This window comes from Pseudoalteromonas phenolica (genome assembly GCF_044788725.1).
In the GTDB taxonomy this organism is placed as follows: domain Bacteria; phylum Pseudomonadota; class Gammaproteobacteria; order Enterobacterales; family Alteromonadaceae; genus Pseudoalteromonas; species Pseudoalteromonas phenolica_C.
Genome location: NZ_CP173161.1, coordinates 2,886,338 through 2,900,172, shown reverse-complemented (window position 1 = coordinate 2,900,172; position 13,835 = coordinate 2,886,338). Strand labels below are relative to the sequence as shown.

Annotated in this window: 6 protein-coding genes and 3 rRNA genes; 7 read left to right on the top strand and 2 right to left on the bottom strand. The window is 43.0% G+C overall.

Annotated elements, in window-relative coordinates; all coding sequences use genetic code 11:
• Nucleotides 1-43 precede the first annotated feature (43 nt).
• From clpB to rrf, 4 genes are all read left to right on the top strand, one after another.
• On the top strand, nucleotides 44-2,617 hold the full coding sequence (gene clpB, locus ACH784_RS13180; RefSeq protein ID WP_404390898.1) for an ATP-dependent chaperone ClpB: 2,574 nt from the start codon (nucleotides 44-46) through the stop codon (nucleotides 2,615-2,617).
• 644 nt (nucleotides 2,618-3,261) lie between these two features.
• A 16S ribosomal RNA gene (locus ACH784_RS13175) occupies nucleotides 3,262-4,794 on the top strand.
• A gap of 256 nt (nucleotides 4,795-5,050) precedes the next feature.
• Nucleotides 5,051-7,934: ribosomal RNA gene (locus ACH784_RS13170) — 23S ribosomal RNA — on the top strand.
• 92 nt (nucleotides 7,935-8,026) lie between these two features.
• Nucleotides 8,027-8,140: ribosomal RNA gene (gene rrf / locus ACH784_RS13165) — 5S ribosomal RNA — on the top strand.
• The 16S, 23S and 5S rRNA genes sit together here, the layout of an rRNA operon.
• Nucleotides 8,141-8,369: 229 nt before the next feature.
• Here rrf and ACH784_RS13160 read toward each other — a convergent pair.
• A protein-coding gene (locus ACH784_RS13160; protein ID WP_404395270.1) for an IS630 family transposase occupies nucleotides 8,370-9,390 on the bottom strand; the annotation gives its coding sequence in 2 pieces (ribosomal slippage) (nucleotides 8,370-8,936 and nucleotides 8,938-9,390; 1,020 coding nt in all).
• A 526-nt stretch (nucleotides 9,391-9,916) separates the two neighbouring features.
• On the opposite strand from ACH784_RS13160, the gene ACH784_RS13155 reads away from it, so the two are divergent.
• Nucleotides 9,917-10,813 (top strand): DMT family transporter, encoded by an 897-nt coding sequence (locus tag ACH784_RS13155; protein ID WP_404390896.1) that lies wholly within the window; start codon nucleotides 9,917-9,919, stop codon nucleotides 10,811-10,813.
• A gap of 6 nt (nucleotides 10,814-10,819) precedes the next feature.
• Here ACH784_RS13155 and ACH784_RS13150 read toward each other — a convergent pair whose 3' ends face one another.
• A complete protein-coding gene (locus ACH784_RS13150) occupies nucleotides 10,820-11,521 on the bottom strand; it encodes a hypothetical protein (protein ID WP_404390894.1) in 702 nt (233 codons plus the stop codon).
• A gap of 141 nt (nucleotides 11,522-11,662) precedes the next feature.
• Between ACH784_RS13150 and ACH784_RS13145 the strand changes: the two genes are divergently transcribed.
• Together ACH784_RS13145 and ACH784_RS13140 are read left to right on the top strand one after the other, a co-directional pair.
• The gene (locus tag ACH784_RS13145) at nucleotides 11,663-13,120 is read left to right on the top strand and encodes an ATP-binding protein (protein WP_404390892.1); all 1,458 of its coding nucleotides are present in this window, start codon (nucleotides 11,663-11,665) and stop codon (nucleotides 13,118-13,120) included.
• Nucleotides 13,121-13,807 (top strand): response regulator, encoded by a 687-nt coding sequence (locus ACH784_RS13140; RefSeq protein ID WP_404390890.1) that lies wholly within the window; start codon nucleotides 13,121-13,123, stop codon nucleotides 13,805-13,807. It abuts the gene before it with no gap.
• Nucleotides 13,808-13,835: the final 28 nt, after the last annotated feature.

The window sequence follows — 13,835 nt, the reverse complement described above, 5'->3', positions numbered from 1 at the left end:
CCCATAAAGTAACTAAGTTATTTTTTAGAAAGAGTTAGGCATCATGCGTTTAGATAGATTTACAAGTAAATTCCAAGCCGCACTTTCTGATGCGCAATCACTGGCTTTAGGCCGTGACCATCAATTTATTATGCCAGTGCATTTAATGTATGCGTTGCTACAACAAAATGGCTCAAGTGTAAGAGCTTTACTCGCTCAAGCTGGGATCAGTGCCGACGAGCTAAATAATAAGCTAACCAAATCAATCGATAAAATCTTTAAGGTTTCAGGCATTGGTGGAGACGTTCAACTTCACAACGAACTTATTTCTCTTATTAATTTATGTGATAAATATGCGCAAAAACGCAAAGATGAATATATTTCGAGTGAGCTATTTGTTTTTGCAGCGTGTGAAGATAAAGGTGAGCTTGGGCAAATCTTAAGAGAACTTCAGCTGACGCAGAAAAAAGTTGAGCAGGCTATTAAAGCCATTCGCGGTGGTCAAAAAGTTGATAGCCCAAATGCTGAGGACACACGTCAATCACTTGAAAAATTCACCATTGATCTTACAGAGCGCGCAGAGCAGGGCAAACTTGATCCTGTGATTGGCCGTGATGAAGAAATAAGGCGCACAATCCAGGTACTTCAAAGACGTACCAAGAATAACCCAGTGCTTATTGGTGAGCCGGGCGTTGGTAAAACGGCTATTGTTGAAGGATTGGCTCAGCGCATCATTAATGGCGAAGTACCTGAAGGTCTTAAAAACAAACGCGTACTCTCTCTTGATTTGGGCGCACTGGTTGCAGGTGCAAAATACCGTGGCGAATTTGAAGAGCGCCTAAAATCGGTTCTAAATGAACTGGCAAAAGAAGAAGGGCAAGTGATCTTATTTATTGATGAAATTCACACTATGGTCGGTGCGGGTAAAACCGACGGTGCGATGGATGCGGGTAATATGTTAAAACCTGCTCTTGCTCGTGGTGAGTTGCATTGTGTTGGTGCGACGACACTTGATGAATATCGACAATACATTGAAAAAGATGCGGCCTTAGAAAGACGTTTCCAAAAAGTATTTGTAAGCGAGCCAAGTGTTTCAGACACAATTGCAATTTTACGTGGTTTAAAAGAGCGCTACGAACTTCATCACTCAGTTGATATTACGGATCCTGCAATTGTTGCAGCAGCGAATCTTTCACATCGTTATATTTCAGATAGACAACTTCCCGATAAGGCCATTGACTTAATTGATGAAGCTGGAAGTTCTATTCGTCTACAAATTGATTCTAAACCAGAGCAACTTGATAGATTAGAAAGAAAAATCATTCAGCTAAAACTTGAAGACAATGCACTGGCGAAAGAAAAAGACGAAGCAAGTCAAAAGCGTCGTACTGAAATGCAGAGTCTAATTTCAGAATTAGAGAGTGAATATAAAGAGCTTGATGAAGTGTGGAATGCTGAAAAAGCATCTTTACAGGGCACGCAAGTAATAAAAGGTGAGCTAGAGCAAGCGAGATTAGATCTTGAAGTTGCGCGTCGAGCAAGCGACTTGCAAAGAATGTCAGAGCTTCAATATGGTCGAATTCCTGAGCTAGAAAGAAAGCTAGATCTTGCATCTCAAGCTGAAATGCAAGAAATGAGTTTGTTAAAGAACCAGGTCGGTGAAGACGAAATTGCAGAAATACTATCACGCTGGACAGGTATTCCAGTAGCTAAGATGCTGCAAGGTGAGCGTGAAAAGCTCCTACAGATGGAAGATGAGCTACACAACAAAGTGATAGGGCAAGACGAAGCGGTAAATGCGGTATCAAATGCTATTCGCCGTTCAAGGGCCGGCCTTGCAGATCCAAATCGTCCGATTGGTTCATTCCTATTCTTAGGCCCAACAGGTGTCGGTAAGACAGAACTAACAAAAGCGCTTGCAAACTTTATGTTTGATACTGAAGAAGCCATGGTTCGAATTGATATGTCCGAATTTATGGAAAAGCATTCAGTTGCACGGTTAGTTGGTGCACCTCCTGGATATGTCGGTTATGAAGAAGGTGGCTATTTAACCGAAGCGGTTAGACGTCGTCCTTATTCTGTTGTGTTATTAGATGAAGTAGAAAAAGCACACCCTGATGTGTTCAATATATTGCTACAAGTTTTAGATGATGGCCGTTTAACTGATGGTCAAGGCCGTACTGTTGATTTTAAAAACACAGTGATCATTATGACGTCAAACTTAGGGTCTGACATCATCCAAGAGCAAGCTGGTCAAAACGACTATACATCATTAAAAGAAAAGGTGATGGGCGTTCTTGCTACTCAGTTTAGGCCTGAGTTTATAAACCGCATCGATGAAACCGTCGTGTTCCATCCTTTAATAGATGAACATATTAAAGAGATCGCGAATATACAACTAGATAAATTGACGGCCAGACTTTTCGAGAAAGGTTATCAGTTCGAATTATTACCTGAAGCGTTAGATAAGATTGCAGCGCATGGTTTTGATCCTGTGTTTGGTGCAAGACCTCTTAAAAGGGCAATACAGCAATATGTCGAAAACCCATTAGCGCAGAAACTATTGGCAGGCGAATTTATCCCAGGTGATAAAATTAGAGTAACGGTAGATAACGACGCTATTACATTTACAAAGTAATAAGCAGACTAATCATTGGGCATTCATTTTTATGTCTGCCCAAATTTATTTCCTTTCTTCCTTGCATTATCTTTCTTCTCGACAATACTTAAGTTCCCCCGAATGATTAGGGGGGGGTTATATGACTTAAATATTGTAGTTTTACTTCATTTTGATTTCTTTTTGTACAGAAAATATCGAAAAATAGGCGTTTCGTTCAAAATACACGCGAACAGTCAGTTTTTTGCATTTTTCTTTAAAAAAGGGCTTGCGTAATTTTCTGCTCTCCCTATAATGCGACCCCACTGACACGGGGCGAGACGCTGAAAAGCAAATCAAAACGATGTCGAGTCAAATAAAACTTAATCTTAAATAACTTTTTAAAATTAAGTGTTGACATAAAAAGTGAAGTCGTTATTATGGCGCTCCACTTCGCAGCAAGGCTGCGGTAACTAACCAAAGTTAGTTACAACGTTCTTTAAAAATATGAAGCAATCATCTGTGTGGGCACTCGTGCAGGTTGAGTTCTAACAGCTCTTGATTCAGGAGCAAAAAAATTAGAGTCTCAAATGTAACTGGGTGACTTCATAGTCAATTCGATTCGAAAGAATCAAAATCAGAATTCATTGAGCATGGTTTGAAGTTTACTTCAAACAAAAAACTTTTAATTGAAGAGTTTGATCATGGCTCAGATTGAACGCTGGCGGCAGGCCTAACACATGCAAGTCGAGCGGTAACATTTCTAGCTTGCTAGAAGATGACGAGCGGCGGACGGGTGAGTAATGCTTGGGAATATGCCTTAGGGTGGGGGACAACAGTTGGAAACGACTGCTAATACCGCATAACGTCTACGGACCAAAGGGGGCTTCGGCTCTCGCCCTTAGATTAGCCCAAGTGGGATTAGCTAGTTGGTGAGGTAATGGCTCACCAAGGCGACGATCCCTAGCTGGTTTGAGAGGATGATCAGCCACACTGGAACTGAGACACGGTCCAGACTCCTACGGGAGGCAGCAGTGGGGAATATTGCACAATGGGCGCAAGCCTGATGCAGCCATGCCGCGTGTGTGAAGAAGGCCTTAGGGTTGTAAAGCACTTTCAGTAAGGAGGAAAGGTTAGTAGTTAATACCTGCTAGCTGTGACGTTACTTACAGAAGAAGCACCGGCTAACTCCGTGCCAGCAGCCGCGGTAATACGGAGGGTGCGAGCGTTAATCGGAATTACTGGGCGTAAAGCGTACGCAGGCGGTTTGTTAAGCGAGATGTGAAAGCCCCGGGCTCAACCTGGGAACTGCATTTCGAACTGGCAAACTAGAGTATGATAGAGGGTGGTAGAATTTCAGGTGTAGCGGTGAAATGCGTAGAGATCTGAAGGAATACCGATGGCGAAGGCAGCCACCTGGGTCAATACTGACGCTCATGTACGAAAGCGTGGGGAGCAAACGGGATTAGATACCCCGGTAGTCCACGCCGTAAACGATGTCTACTAGGAGCTGGGGTCTTCGGACAACTTTTCCAAAGCTAACGCATTAAGTAGACCGCCTGGGGAGTACGGCCGCAAGGTTAAAACTCAAATGAATTGACGGGGGCCCGCACAAGCGGTGGAGCATGTGGTTTAATTCGATGCAACGCGAAGAACCTTACCTACACTTGACATACAGAGAACTTACCAGAGATGGTTTGGTGCCTTCGGGAACTCTGATACAGGTGCTGCATGGCTGTCGTCAGCTCGTGTTGTGAGATGTTGGGTTAAGTCCCGCAACGAGCGCAACCCCTATCCTTAGTTGCCAGCGATTCGGTCGGGAACTCTAAGGAGACTGCCGGTGATAAACCGGAGGAAGGTGGGGACGACGTCAAGTCATCATGGCCCTTACGTGTAGGGCTACACACGTGCTACAATGGCGTATACAGAGTGCTGCGAACTTGCGAGAGTAAGCGAATCACTTAAAGTACGTCGTAGTCCGGATTGGAGTCTGCAACTCGACTCCATGAAGTCGGAATCGCTAGTAATCGCGGATCAGAATGCCGCGGTGAATACGTTCCCGGGCCTTGTACACACCGCCCGTCACACCATGGGAGTGGGTTGCTCCAGAAGTAGGTAGCTTAACCTTAGGGAGGGCGCTTACCACGGAGTGATTCATGACTGGGGTGAAGTCGTAACAAGGTAGCCCTAGGGGAACCTGGGGCTGGATCACCTCCTTAACGATTTAGAACAGATTTGTTCGTAGTGTCCACACAGATGATTGTTAGTTAGCTCTATAGCTAATTAATATTGCTCTTTAAAAATTTGGAAAAGCTGATAATTAATTCTTTTAGAAGAAATTCTAAAAAGAGTTTTCAAAAGTAAAACAATGCCGATAAACATTAAGTTGTTTATTAGCGTCTACTTTAGTATTCAATATTAACTTCTGGCGAAGTTAAAACTGTCTTTGACGATACAAACCATTTTGGGTTGTATGGTTAAGTGACTAAGCGTACACGGTGGATGCCTTGGCAGTTGGAGGCGATGAAGGACGTACTAACTTGCGATAAGCCTAGTCAAGCCAGTAAGAGGCGCTTGAGACTAGGATTTCCGAATGGGGAAACCCACCTGCTTGCAGGTATCGTTAACTGAATACATAGGTTAACGAGGCGAACGCGGAGAACTGAAACATCTAAGTACCCGTAGGAAAAGAAATCAACCGAGATTCCGAAAGTAGCGGCGAGCGAAATCGGACTAGCCCTTAAGCTTTAGTGTAGTTAGTGGAACATTCTGGAAAGTTTGACGATACAGGGTGACAGTCCCGTACACAAAAACTTATCTAAAGTGAAATCGAGTAGGTCGGAGCACGTGAAACTTTGACTGAATATAGGTGGACCATCATCTAAGGCTAAATACTCCCAACTGACCGATAGTGAACCAGTACCGTTAGGGAAAGGCGAAAAGAACCCCTGTGAGGGGAGTGAAATAGAACCTGAAACCGTGTACGTACAAGCAGTAGGAGCCCTTCGAGGGTGACTGCGTACCTTTTGTATAATGGGTCAGCGACTTATATTTTGTAGCGAGGTTAACCGTTTAGGGTAGCCGTAGCGAAAGCGAGTCTTAACTGGGCGTTGAGTTGCAAGGTATAGACCCGAAACCCGGTGATCTAGCCATGGGCAGGTTGAAGGTTGAGTAACATCAACTGGAGGACCGAACCCACTAACGTTGAAAAGTTAGGGGATGACCTGTGGCTTGGAGTGAAAGGCTAATCAAACCGGGAGATAGCTGGTTCTCCCCGAAATCTATTTAGGTAGAGCCTCGGACGAATACTTACGGGGGTAGAGCACTGTTAAGGCTAGGGGGTCATCCCGACTTACCAACCCTTTGCAAACTCCGAATACCGTAAAGTAATATCCGGGAGACACACGGTGGGTGCTAACGTCCATCGTGGAGAGGGAAACAACCCAGACCGTCAGCTAAGGTCCCAAAGTGTATGTTAAGTGGGAAACGATGTGGGAAGGCTAAAACAGCTAGGAGGTTGGCTTAGAAGCAGCCATCCTTTAAAGAAAGCGTAATAGCTCACTAGTCGAGTCGGCCTGCGCGGAAGATGTAACGGGGCTAAACATACCACCGAAGCTACGGCTGCATACATTAGTATGCGGGGTAGGGGAGCGTTCTGTAAGCGGCTGAAGCTCAATTGTAAAGTTGGGTGGACGTATCAGAAGTGCGAATGCTGACATGAGTAACGATAATGCGGGTGAAAAACCCGCACGCCGGAAGACCAAGGGTTCCTATCCCATGTTAATCAGGGTAGGGTAAGTCGACCCCTAAGGCGAGGCTGAAGAGCGTAGTCGATGGGAAACGGGTTAATATTCCCGTACTTGGAATAATTGCGATGGGGGGACGGAGCAGGCTAATCAAGCATGGCGTTGGTTGTCCATGTGAAAGGCTGTAGGCTGGTGACTTAGGAAAATCCGGGTCGCTAAGGCTGAGAGTCGAGACGAGCCACTACGGTGGTGAAGTTGATGATGCCCTACTTCCAGGAAAAGCCTCTAAGCTTCAGATTATTTCGAATCGTACCCCAAACCGACACAGGTGGTCAGGTAGAGAATACTAAGGCGCTTGAGAGAACTCGGGTGAAGGAACTAGGCAAAATTGTACCGTAACTTCGGGAGAAGGTACGCTGTTGTTGGTGATGAGACTTGCTCTTTAAGCTGACGACAGCCGCAGTGACCAGGTGGCTGGGACTGTTTATTAAAAACACAGCACTGTGCAAAATCGTAAGATGACGTATACGGTGTGACACCTGCCCGGTGCCGGAAGGTTAATTGATGGGGTTAGTCTTCGGACGAAGCTCTTGATCGAAGCCCCGGTAAACGGCGGCCGTAACTATAACGGTCCTAAGGTAGCGAAATTCCTTGTCGGGTAAGTTCCGACCTGCACGAATGGTGTAACCATGGCCACGCTGTCTCCACCCGAGACTCAGTGAAATTGAAATCGCAGTGAAGATGCTGTGTACCCGCGGCTAGACGGAAAGACCCCGTGAACCTTTACTACAGCTTGGCACTGAACATTGAGCCTACATGTGTAGGATAGGTGGGAGGCTTTGAAGTGGCGACGCCAGTTGTCATGGAGCCATCCTTGAAATACCACCCTTGTATGTTTGATGTTCTAACATAGGTCCCTAATCGGGATTGTGGACAGTGCCTGGTGGGTAGTTTGACTGGGGCGGTCTCCTCCCAAAGAGTAACGGAGGAGCACGAAGGTTGGCTAAGTACGGTCGGACATCGTACGGTTAGTGTAATGGTAGAAGCCAGCTTAACTGCGAGACAGACACGTCGAGCAGGTACGAAAGTAGGTCATAGTGATCCGGTGGTTCTGAATGGAAGGGCCATCGCTCAACGGATAAAAGGTACTCCGGGGATAACAGGCTGATACCGCCCAAGAGTTCATATCGACGGCGGTGTTTGGCACCTCGATGTCGGCTCATCACATCCTGGGGCTGAAGTCGGTCCCAAGGGTATGGCTGTTCGCCATTTAAAGTGGTACGCGAGCTGGGTTTAGAACGTCGTGAGACAGTTCGGTCCCTATCTGCCGTGGGCGTTTGAGAATTGAGAGGGGCTGCTCCTAGTACGAGAGGACCGGAGTGGACGAACCGCTGGTGTTCGGGTTGTGATGCCAATTGCATTGCCCGGTAGCTACGTTCGGAATCGATAACCGCTGAAAGCATCTAAGCGGGAAGCGAGCCTCGAGATGAGTTCTCACTTTAACTTTAAGTTAACTGAAGGGCCGTTGGAGACTACAACGTTGATAGGCTGGGTGTGGAAGTGTAGTGATACATTAAGCTAACCAGTACTAATTACCCGTGAGGCTTAACCATACAACGCCAAAGTGGTTTTAGCTCAGAAGCTAATATGAACTAGAGTAGAAGTTTTATAATTATCAGATTTTTTCCAGATTTTAACAAATTTGCTTGGTGACCATAGCGTTTTGGAACCACCTGATTCCATGCCGAACTCAGAAGTGAAACGAAACAGCGTCGATGATAGTGTGGGTCTCCCATGTGAAAGTAGAACATTGCCAAGCACCTATTTAGAGAAAGCCCGATTCGAAAGAGTCGGGCTTTTTTGCTTTTATGGTGCTAAATCGTCCTGCACAGTGATGAGGTAATGCTCGGTGATAAAAAGACGAATTAGCGCAAGGTGAATTGATACCAACCCTCAATAATACTCAATCATTTTGAGGGACTAAAACTGACGCTAACTTCGTTGAAAATTTCTTATTTAGAATAAACTAATACCATTCCGCATAAAGATTAAGTCAGCTTTATCCATTCTCGGCTGCACATCTTCTTCACTCGATCCGGTAGTGAAATAAATTGATTCCATGCTTTTGAAACTTCATCAACTATGCCGTCATAGCCAGAAAACACTCTATTGGATAAACAATGTTGTCGTATCCAGCTCCATACTTGTTCTATTGGATTTAGCTCTGGTGAATAAGGAGGAAGTTTTATGAGCGTTAAGTTGCTGAATTCTGCCGCAGTATCATCTGTATGCCAGCCTGCGCCGTCTATAATCACAACTGCATGCCTGCCAACTGGTGTAGCTTGTGATATTTGACGCATATGCTGCCTCATCGCTTCTTTATTTACGAATGGACTTACTAACGCTTCAGTTTGGCCTGTGGCAGGACATACTGCACCAAATAAGTACCCGTATTCAAACTGTTGTTGTTTCACAATCCTTGGCCGTGTTCCTGTTTCAGCCCAAATGCGTGTAGTCGGGTTCTGCTGACCTAATCGAGCTTCATCCTGAAACCAGACATCGATACGGTCAAGAGGAAGGTGGCCTGGAGTGTGAAGGATCGTTTCCAGTAGAAAGTTTTTTAAAAGCTTCTTGCCTCTGCTGTGATTGCTTAGGATGCTTCGAGCGACTTGTGATCCAGCTAAAGCCAAGCTGTTTTAGTATTTTATAGACATGATTTAAGTGGTAATGAACGCCAAACTCGGTGCTAATGTAATGCACAATGTCCTCACCGGTTAGACGGCCACTTTGAAGGTCTGAGTTTGCGCGCTTTATAAACTCAGACAGGTGCTCAAGCTGTGGTTGTTGGAGTCTAGATGGACGCCCTTGAATAGGCTTATTGTCTAAGCCATCGAGGCCATGCTCTAGGTAACTAGAGACCCATTTATTAACACTACTTCGTGCAGTATTAAGGCGTTTTGCAATGTCGGCTCTACTATTGCCCTCATAAAATAATGACACGGCAAGCAATCGAATGCGCTTTCGTGCGTTGGGTTCTTTTCGGGAAAGCGATAAAAGCTGTTCAGATATGTTTGTGTTCAACGTTATTGAGTTGGTGATTTTATATGACTTCTATTAGATCAGATATTTAAGCGGAATGGTATAAATAGCAAAATTTCCGCCTCGTTATCGACTAGTTTTTCTTGCCTCAAAATAGACCGCTTAATTAAGAGGATTGGTATAAATGACTCGAAATATACATTGGTAAGTCTTGTAACTAGTTACAAAAATCATTTTCACGAAATACAATATGTAAACTCCGACATGCGCTAGTAATGCAGTTTTGGACTTATTCATAAGTCGGCTATTAATATAGCTAGGAAAGCTGTTAGACAGTTTTAAAAGTAAAATTGCAAATAGTGATGTAATGACAAAAAACTATGCGTATAAAGTATCTACCAGAACAAAACTTTCGTTCAGTAAGGTTTTATCTAATCAAATTATTCATCACTCGTTACATATAACTTCATATAAGACCTATGTACCGATAACACTCTGTTTTGAATATCAGTATAATTTTGGTTTGCTTTAATCTTCTTAGCTCTAGGATAATACTATGCCCGTTCAAGGGTCTTATTTATTTGTAATTTTGGTGTGGTCAACGACACCATTAGGGATTGTGTGGAGTGCAGCAAGCATGCCGCCAACTTTGAGTGTGTTTTTAAGAATGTTCTTAGCACTCATTCTTGCTGTTGTAACTGTTTTTACATTGAAAATCCACGTACCTAAAACCAAGCAAGCCTGCTTGTTGTACTTTTATTCAGGGGCCGGTATTGTCGTTGGAATGCTCTTAAGCTACTTGGCTGCGCAAACAGTACCATCAGGTGTTATTTCATTGGTTTTTGGCTTGGCACCAATTATTTCAGGCCTTTTTGCACAAAAAATTCTGGCTGAAAAAGCTTTTTCTTTTTTAAAAATAGTGGCTTTATTGTTTTCAATGGCTGGTTTGTTCTTGGTCTGCAAAACACAGATACAACAGTTAGATGTTCCAATTCAGGGAATTGCCTATGTACTTCTTGCTGTCACAAGCTTTAGCTTGAGTGGTGTAATGATAAAAACAGTACCTATCTCAATTCACCCTATGGCGACAACAGTCGGAGCGCTGATGTTAGTGACGCCAGTTTTCGCAATTATTTGGTTAATCTCAGGTGGAGAAGTTAATTATCAGCAGTGGCAAGCACAGTCAATTTGGGCAACCTTTTACTTGGCAATTTTCGGTTCATTATTGGGGTTTTTAGCTTACTTTCATGTATTGCAACGCCTGCCTGCTAGCACTGTCGCTTTAACAACTTTAATTACTCCTATTTTTGCTATTAGCCTAGGCACATTATTAAATAATGAAGTATTAACAGCACCTCTTGTAATCGGAGGCGGAATGATTTTACTAAGTCTATTTCTATATCAATTTGGTGATAAGTATTTATTAAAGAATAAGCAGCTTTTATCGAGATAAAGTAACTTATATGCGAAGTAGCTTACAAACAACTTTAATATCAGTTTGAAAGCTACTGGCGATAAGCATTACTCTTTGATGACTGGGGCGAAGTTGTTTATTAACTTCATTCTTAATTAAGAATTGGCAAATAGCGCTCAATAAACCTGGCGGTAAAACTTGAGAAGTCTTGGTTTGTACTTCAATTAAAGTAAACAAAGCGGATAATTCATGATCAGGGAGGTTTTTTAGATCATGGTTAAACGCTAGATAACAATCAATTGGTCTCATCGATTGATGGTTCATAGTTGCTAGACCCTGCGCTATAGACTCATTTCTTTCAAAAAGTACGAGCGACCTTAAATAGTTGAAGGGCAGTTCACTCTGAGCAGTATTTGAGCAAAGAGCATGTAGTAGAGTGTTACCTTGTTTATTTGTTTGTGAGTAACCCTGTACTTCACTGAATGCAGGTGTGAAGAAACTTAATCTCTCAAGTGTATTGATCCCGCTAATAAAAAGCTCCGGTAGCTTTGTATGTGCTTTTATTAATTGCACACTCAGATCTTGAAAGAATGGATAAGCCTCAACACTTTTTGTCCCTTGTTCAAAACAAAACTTTAGCACTAATACTTTGTCAGATTCATCTAAGGATAAATAGAATTCAGGTAGCTTAGATAATTGCTGTTGCTTTATTAGTGAAATGAAAGATGTGAGTACGGAATTGGACACAGGCTCTGTTTCTTAATGGCTTTTATTTAGTTTATAGTAGCAGATTGCAGAAAGAGAAAAAGTTTAATCTCTAATGCGACTTTCACATTGTTTACACATTAATGGCAGAACATGATTTTGAGTCAATTTTTTGAAGAAAAGATGAAAACCCTCAGGCTACCAATCCGTGTAAAGCTATTAATTATGATGCTACTCGCAAATACAGCGTTAGTCTTGGCTATTTTTTTGGCTAACCAGTTTGCATTTGAAAAGAGTTTTTCCCAATACATTAATAGTGCCGCTAAAGCACGTTTGGCTCCAGTGATTAGTGTATTTCAACAAACTATGGATGAACAACAAGATAGCGACTGGATAGACAGGCGCTCAGCGCATTGGAAAAATTTGATGCGAACCTATCACCAAGTCAGTCGAAGTGATTTGAAAGACTCTTCTATGCGTCGTGAGCAACAGTTTGCTGATGAGCGACCGCCTAGGCCACCAAGAGGTGAGCGAAGAGGCCGCCCTGCTTCCGAAAAGCTTTTTTTCAAGTCTATTTCTGGTGAGTTGTTAGTTGGCCGCCCTGTAATGGTTCAAAATGCCTTATGGGTACCTGTAGAGTGGCCTGAAAAAGGAGGCCGTGTAGTGGGTTACATAGGCGTTGAAAATGGCAGTTTAGTAAAAGGGAAGTTTGAAACCTTATTTGCTGAGCAACAGCGTCAGCAGTTTGCATTTATAGCCGTTATCGCTTTAGTTGTGACTTTTCTTTTATCTGTACCCTTTAGTAAATATTTAGTGAAGCCAATCCTCACATTGAGACAAAGAACTAAATCACTCACAGGGGGAGATTTCTCAGTATCAATAACAGCGAGTCGCAGAGACGAATTAGGCCAGCTTGAAAGCGATATGAATTTATTAGCTAAAACTTTAGCCGATAACTTAACCGCTAGGCAGCGCTGGATCGCAGATATTTCTCATGAATTGAGAACACCAATAGCTGTTATAAAAGCCGAAATTGAAGGCATGATAGATGGAGTTATAGCTACTGATGATGCTCAGTTACACTCTTTACATGAAGAGATTGTGCGCTTAACCAAGTTGGTTAATGACTTGCATCAGCTCTCAATGTCCGACAGAGGCTCTCTTGCTTACGAGAAAGAAAAGCATAATTTACCTGATGTAATTGAGAGAAGCTTGGCAAAACGTCAACTTGAGTTAAATAACTTCGTTGTTTCTTTCAACTCTTCAGAGAATTGTAATTTGTTTTGCGATCAACACCGTATGTCACAGCTCTTCGATAACCTGTTGCAAAATACATTACGCTACACAGATGCGAAAAAGGATGAAAAAGGCAAGCTCAGTATTGATGTTTGGCGAACTAAAGATGGGGTTGAAGTAGTATGGCAAGACAGCAGCCCAAGTGTAGCCTCTGAGCAACTACCTCAGTTATTTGATAGGCTTTATCGCACCGATGATGCTAGAAACCGTAAAACAGGTGGCTCCGGGTTGGGGTTAGCAATTTGCCAGAATATTATTACAGCACATAATGGTACTGTGAGTGCTGAGCTCAGTGAGCTAGGTGGGCTGAAATTAGTAATAGATTTTAAATATAAGGAAAATTAAATGCTTTCTTCTCAGGGCATACTCATCGTAGAAGATGAAGAAAAGTTAGCTGTAATTTTAGAAAAATACTTATCAGCGGCAGGTTATCAGTGCCACATCATTGTTGATGGTGCTGAAGTAATAGATGCATTTCAACGAATAAACCCTTGTTTAGTATTACTTGATTTAATGTTGCCCAATGTTGACGGCATTACCCTGTGTAAACAAATAAGACTGAAGAGCCAAGTGCCAATCGTTATGACAACAGCTAAAGTTGAAGAAATCGATAGACTAATTGGACTAGAAGTCGGTGCTGACGATTACGTATGTAAGCCTTATAGCCCACGAGAAGTTGTGGCAAGAGTGAAAGCAATTATGCGACGCGTAAATTTATTAACTCAGCAAGAGCCGGACATTGCACATGCTCTAGATGTTGATGAACAAACATTTATGGCACGTTTCAACAGTCAAAGTATTGCACTAACCCATGTAGAATTCTTATTATTAAAGGCAATGTATACCCATCCCGGCCGTATTTTTAGCCGTGATAAACTCATGGATCACATCTATTCGGATGATCGTATTGTCAGTGATAGAACGGTTGATAGCCACATTAAGAAATTGAGGAAAAAGCTGCAGAGCATAGCACCAGAAATGAGCTTTATTCATTCAATTTACGGGGCAGGATATAAATTTGAGCCCGCTTAATGAAAAAAGCACCATTAGGTGCTTTTCT

What these genes read in the sequence shown, in the direction of transcription:
- ACH784_RS13145 (WP_404390892.1), top strand. Translation starts at nt 11,663, where the DNA reads ATGAAAACCCTCAGGCTACCAATCCGTGTAAAGCTATTAATTATGATG.
- ACH784_RS13155 (WP_404390896.1), top strand. Translation starts at nt 9,917, where the DNA reads ATGCCCGTTCAAGGGTCTTATTTATTTGTAATTTTGGTGTGGTCAACG.
- clpB (WP_404390898.1), top strand. Translation starts at nt 44, where the DNA reads ATGCGTTTAGATAGATTTACAAGTAAATTCCAAGCCGCACTTTCTGAT.
- ACH784_RS13140 (WP_404390890.1), top strand. Translation starts at nt 13,121, where the DNA reads ATGCTTTCTTCTCAGGGCATACTCATCGTAGAAGATGAAGAAAAGTTA.